Genomic DNA, 5,391 nt, shown 5'->3' with positions numbered 1-5,391 from the left:
GAGCAGGCCGCCGCCGCCGCCGGTTCGCTGGAAGACCAGGCCACGCGCCTGCAAACCTCGGTGGCCAGCTTCCGTCTGGCGCAGGCGGATGCCTTTGCCGGCTCGCGCATCGAAGCAGCGCGTCCCAAGGTGATCGCCGCGGCCAGGCCGGCACGGACCGAACCGTCCACGCATGTCGTCCGCCAGGAAGTCACCGAGGCCGCCGAGCCGGCGCCGGTGGACAAGGGGGGACGTGAGGGAGGCCGTGAGGGAGGTCGTGAAGCGAGCACGCCCGTCCTGGCCCGCACTGCCCGCCCCGCCGCGCTTGCCACGTCCGACAACGGTGACTGGAGCGCCTTCTGACGTCAAGCGCAAGGGTTATGCCGCCGGCCTCGGGCCGGCGGTGGCTCGCCGTTAGCGTCACTCAGCATCGCACATCATGACTACCGACATCACCCTGGCGCTTCCCGAGGAAGCCGCGGCCAAGCTGCGCTCCGAGTTCGAACATTTCGTCAAGCTCTCCACCGGGCTGGACAGCGAATTCAGCCCGCCAAGCTTTGACGATTTCCTGCGAGCGCGCCTGCTTCAGCATGACGGCCCGCTGACCGAGCGCGCCGTTACGCGGCTGCTGTCGGGGGGGGAGTACGCATGGGCCAAGCGTGTGTTCAACAAACAGCTGCCCAATGCCATGGCGACCCTGATGCGCGACGCGCAGCGCTTTGGCTACGGCCTGGCGACGCGCTACGAATGGACGCCGCAGGAACGCCTTGCGCATGCCCGTGACTGGTCCCGGCAGATCCTGGAGGACGCGGGGGCCGACCTGGCCTTCATCGAGCTCCTGGCGTCGCAGCTGGCCACCTCGGCGGTGGACATCCGTGCGCTCGAGGAGCAGATGCAGACGCCGGCGTGGCGAGTGGCGGAAAGCCTGCGGCGCCGGGTCTACGACCTCATGTACATGGTGCAGACCGAACGCATCGCGGGCACTGCCCGCTCGCGRCTGGGAGAGTTGCGAGCGGTGGTGGGGCTGGCCATGGACTATGGCACCGTGAGTGCCGAAGAGGCAGCGCGCGTCATGGAGCAGGTGGAGCAAACCTGTCCGCACCTGTTCAGCGAGGAGCCCAATGACCTGCTAGCAAGGGTCGCCGCATGGCTGCGCCGCGTGCTAGTGCAGTGACGTCCCTTTCGTCAATAGTGGAATGTGATTAGTGCACTTCTGGCTGGGGTGATCCAAGAGGCAGATTTAGAGTCTTTAATCTGTTACATACGCGTAACAGTTTTGATGCAAATCACATTACAAAGGCGTGACTTGTTACAAACTTCGTCTCCCATGTATGTTTCGTGCGACATTGCTGTACCCCAACGTTAGAGGGGATTGGCAGTCCGGTTGAATTGCCGATATAACTCTCACAGTCACACTTACACTCTGTAACACTTGTAACGTTTCGGATAAGTCTGACCAAGCGCAGTTCCTTAGTCGTACGCAGTACCCGTCGAACACGCACTCAAACGATCTGGTCGCCTTCAGCCTTCGGCTGCGGGTAAGCGCCGGACAAGCGGTCGAAGGGTTTTTGGTAGCGGGGAAAAATTGGAAAGCAGTGAAGTTCTCCAGGAGATCAGGGAGGTCAATCTCGCCTATCTGCTGCTCGCGCAACGCCTGGTGCGAGAAAATCATCTGGAAGCCATGTTCAGGCTTGGCGTCAGCAAGGAAATTGCCGACATTCTCGCCAAGTTGACACCGGCCCAGTTGGTCAAACTGGCAGCATCAAACATGGTCCTGTGCCGTTTCCGGTTCGACGACCATGCCTTGCTGTCGACACTCACCCATACGGCCAAGAGCCATGATATGCAGCAGATCCATGCTGCGATCCTGCTCGCACGGCAGCCCGTGGAGTCGCTCAATTGACCGCGCTCCTTCAGGCCCCGTCAGTCCGGAGTACCACGGCCACTCCGGTTCCCAATCGCAAGAGCGTCTTGCAGGACGCCAACCAGACCCAGCTCGCCATCGAGCTGATCGGCCTGGGGGCGCGCCTGCAGGTGCTCGAAGCCGAGACCACGCTCTCGCGCGATCGATTGATCCGCCTCTACAAGGAGCTGCGCGGCGCCTCGCCGCCCAAGGGCATGCTCCCCTTCTCGACCGACTGGTTCACCACCTGGTTGCCAAACATCCATTCCTCGCTGTTCTTCTCGGCCTATCAGTTCATGGTCCAGCAAGGCGAGACGGTGGGCATCCGCGCCGTGGTGGCGAGCTATCGGCTCTATCTTGAGCACGTATCGCTGCTCGAAAGCGAAATTGTCTTAAGTTTCACCCGTGCCTGGACGTTAGTACGGTTTTTCGAGAGCAACATGCTGCAGCTTTCCAGCTGCACGTGCTGCGGCGGGCAGTTCGTTACACACGCGTACGAGCCGCATGCGAATTTCGTTTGCAGCCTGTGCCGACCGCCCTCACGTGCCGGCAAGGCGAAGAAGCTCTCGAAGAACGTCGCTCCCGCGCAAGTTGTTGCCTGACTGAAGCGATTTGGACGAGACGTTACCAAGCGGATAGTCCGGGCACATGCCCGGGCTGCCGTTGGGAATCCTGTCGCCGTGCGCCGCGGATGCCGGAAGTACCCAGCATCCACGCGCATTCCCGTGGCAGCCTGCCAAGCTTACCAACGCTCAGGCAAGGCCTTCGCGGGAACTCGGGAGGAAACCCAGGCTTATTCGCCGGATCGCCGGTCCCCGCGTTGGAAGATCATCGATGCCGGGTCAATAAGTCTTCAAGTCTTGCCGTCTTGCGTCGTTAAGTCATAAGACTGCAAGGCTTCAGGACTCCAGATCACTGGGCCTTCAGGTCACTGGGTCTCGGGTCCGAGGGCGGTTTGCGTGGTTGGTGAGTCTTGCCGGGACGAGCGGTAAATCCGCTTCTCCCGGAGGGCGACCCTTGTGCGTGCCTGACGCGTGTTTTTCTGACGGGGAATCAATCGTGCTAGTTGTAATTGGCTTTGTTGTCGTAATGGCGGCGGTGCTTGGCGGATACGCCATGACCGGCGGCCATATGGGCGCGCTTTATCAACCGGCAGAGCTTGTCATCATCGGTGGCGCGGCAGTCGGCGCGTTTATCAGCTCCAACAACGGCAAGGCAATCAAGGCCACCATGCATGCGCTGCCGACGCTGTTCCGCAGCAGCAAGTACAGCAAGGCGCTGTACATGGAAGTGATGGCGCTGCTTTACGTCCTGCTGTCCAAGGCCCGCCGCGAAGGCATTCTGTTCCTGGAAAAGGAAATCGCGGATCCGGCGGCCAGCAGCGTGTTCAGCCAGTATCCGCGCATCCTCGCCGATCCGGGAATGATGGAGTTCCTGACCGACTACCTGCGCATGATGGTCAACGGCAATATGAATGCCTTCGAGATCGAGGCCCTGATGGACCACGAGATCGAGACCTTCCGCCACGAGGCCGAGGTGCCGGCGCACGCGCTGCACCGCGTCGGCGACGGCCTGCCGGCCTTCGGCATCGTCGCCGCCGTGATGGGCGTGGTGCATGCCCTTGCCTCGGCGGACCTGCCGCCGGCTGAACTCGGTGCGCTGATTGCGCACGCAATGGTCGGCACCTTCCTCGGCATCTTGCTGGCCTATGGTTTCGTTTCGCCGCTGGCCGCGCGTATCGAGCACCAGGTGGACGAGAGCGTGAAGATGTACGAGTGCATCAAGGTCACGCTGCTCGCCTCGCTCAACGGGTATGCGCCGCTGGTGGCCGTGGAATTCGGCCGCAAGGTGCTGTACTCGACTGAGCGTCCATCCTTCCTCGAGCTGGACGACCACGTCCGCGAAGTCAAGAGCATTACCTGACGTAGAGGAGCGGCAGCGATGAGCAGTGAGCACGGTTCGCATCCCATAGTCGTCAAACGCGTCAAGAAAAGCGCTGCCGCGCATCATGGCGGTTCATGGAAGATCGCGTACGCGGACTTCATGACCGCGATGATGGCGCTGTTCCTGGTGCTTTGGTTGCTGAAGGCACAGACCCCCAAGGATCTGCAGCAGTTGGCGGAGTACTTTCGCACGCCGCTGAAGGTGGCGCTTGCGGGCGGCAACAAGAGCAGCCTGTCCTCCAGCGTGATCCCGGGTGGTGGCCTCGATATCACCCGCCAGGACGCGGAAGTCAGGAAGACCCCCGACGATGCCGTGCAGAAGGCCAAGGAGCGCCAGGAAAGCGAGCGTCTGCGCGCGCTCAAGAACCGGCTCGAGCAGATCATCGAGAATAACCCGGTGCTGCGCCAGTTCCGCCCACAACTGCTGCTCGACATCACCAGCGAAGGTCTGCGCATCCAGATCCTGGACACGCAGAACCGGCCGATGTTCCGCACCGGCAGCGCCGCGGTCGAGCCGTATATGCGCACCATCCTGCGCGAGATCGGCCCGGTGCTCAACGAAATGCCAAACAAGGTCAGCCTGTCGGGCCATACGGACGCCGCCAACTACTCCAACGGCGAACGCACGTACAGCAACTGGGAACTGTCCTCCGACCGCTCCAATGCCTCGCGGCGCGAGTTGATCGCCGGCGGCATGAACGAAGGCAAGGTGCTGCGCGTGATCGGCCTGGCCGCGACCATGCCGCTCGACAAGAAGGACGAGATGGCACCGGTCAACCGCCGCATCAGCATCGTGGTGCTGAACCAGCGCGCGCAGTCCCGGATCGAGGCAGAGAATGCCAGCGCCGCCGATGTTTCGGTGGCGGCAAAGGCCGGCGCAGCCGGCCAGGAAGTGCAGGCAGGCCTGGCGGCCGCCTCCGCCCCCGCAGCGCCGGCCGCATCGGCGGCGACTGCGCAGGGCAACGCCGCCGCGGCCCCGGCCAAGCCGGGCAGTGTTCAATGAAGACCGCTTGCCATGCAGGCAGCGGGCTTCGCAGCGAATTTCAGTGAGCCAGGACGGTTATGTCTGTCGATATCGATATCACACAGTTCTACCAGACCTTCTTCGAAGAGGCTGAAGAGCTCCTCGTGGAAATGGAGCAGCTACTGCTCGGGCTGGATCTCGAATCCCCCGATGCGGAAGAGCTGAATGCGATTTTTCGCGCAGCCCACTCTATCAAGGGCGGCGCAGCTACCTTCGGCTTCGCCGCCCTGACCGAAACCACGCACCTGCTGGAAAACCTGCTCGACCGTACGCGGCGGCGGGAACTGGCGTTGTCCCGGACCATCATCGACACTTTTCTGGAAACCAAGGACGTGTTGCAAGATCAGCTCAACGCCTACCGTAACGGTACGGAACCCGATCCGGAAACGCTGGCGCGTATCTGCGCCGTTCTTCAGCAACTGGCGCTAGAGGCTGCGGGCGGCGCGCCCGCGGCAGCGGCTCCCGCGCCGGCGGCAGCCGCCGCGCCGGCGCCGGCCGGCAGCGGCTCCCGCGCCGGCGGCAGCCGCCGCGCCGGCGCCGGC

6 protein-coding genes and 1 pseudogene are annotated in these 5,391 nt (G+C 62.9%); all 7 read left to right on the top strand.

All coding sequences use genetic code 11. The annotated features are described in order from the left end of the window. A pseudogene (locus AC1DKD_RS38710) lies at nucleotides 1-342 on the top strand (methyl-accepting chemotaxis protein); the annotation flags it as partial. A 76-nt stretch (nucleotides 343-418) separates the two neighbouring features. After that, nucleotides 419-1,153, top strand: a complete 735-nt coding sequence (locus tag AC1DKD_RS38705) for a DUF4088 family protein (RefSeq protein WP_276288383.1) — start codon at nucleotides 419-421, stop codon at nucleotides 1,151-1,153. Between the two features lie 411 nt (nucleotides 1,154-1,564). Next, a complete protein-coding gene (gene flhD, locus AC1DKD_RS38700) occupies nucleotides 1,565-1,882 on the top strand; it encodes a flagellar transcriptional regulator FlhD (RefSeq protein ID WP_006162633.1) in 318 nt (105 codons plus the stop codon). After that, a complete protein-coding gene (flhC, locus tag AC1DKD_RS38695; protein ID WP_276288384.1) occupies nucleotides 1,879-2,484 on the top strand; it encodes a flagellar transcriptional regulator FlhC in 606 nt (201 codons plus the stop codon). Before flhD ends, flhC begins: the two co-directional genes overlap by 4 nt. Before the next feature lie 457 nt (nucleotides 2,485-2,941). Continuing rightward, the gene (gene motA, locus AC1DKD_RS38690; protein ID WP_035863296.1) at nucleotides 2,942-3,805 is read left to right on the top strand and encodes a flagellar motor stator protein MotA; all 864 of its coding nucleotides are present in this window, start codon (nucleotides 2,942-2,944) and stop codon (nucleotides 3,803-3,805) included. An 18-nt stretch (nucleotides 3,806-3,823) separates the two neighbouring features. After that, nucleotides 3,824-4,828 carry a flagellar motor protein MotB gene (gene motB / locus AC1DKD_RS38685; protein ID WP_477111318.1) on the top strand — a complete coding sequence of 335 codons (1,005 nt, stop codon included), beginning with the start codon at nucleotides 3,824-3,826 and terminating at the stop codon, nucleotides 4,826-4,828. A gap of 59 nt (nucleotides 4,829-4,887) precedes the next feature. Continuing rightward, nucleotides 4,888-5,391: Hpt domain-containing protein (locus AC1DKD_RS38680; RefSeq protein WP_477144517.1), on the top strand; the 504-nt coding region annotated here is incomplete at its 3' end.

The sequence above is a fragment of the Cupriavidus sp. 05T313 genome, from assembly GCF_056396665.1.
Note: the sequence above shows the minus strand (reverse complement) of the source record. Positions and strands in the feature narration are given on the sequence as shown.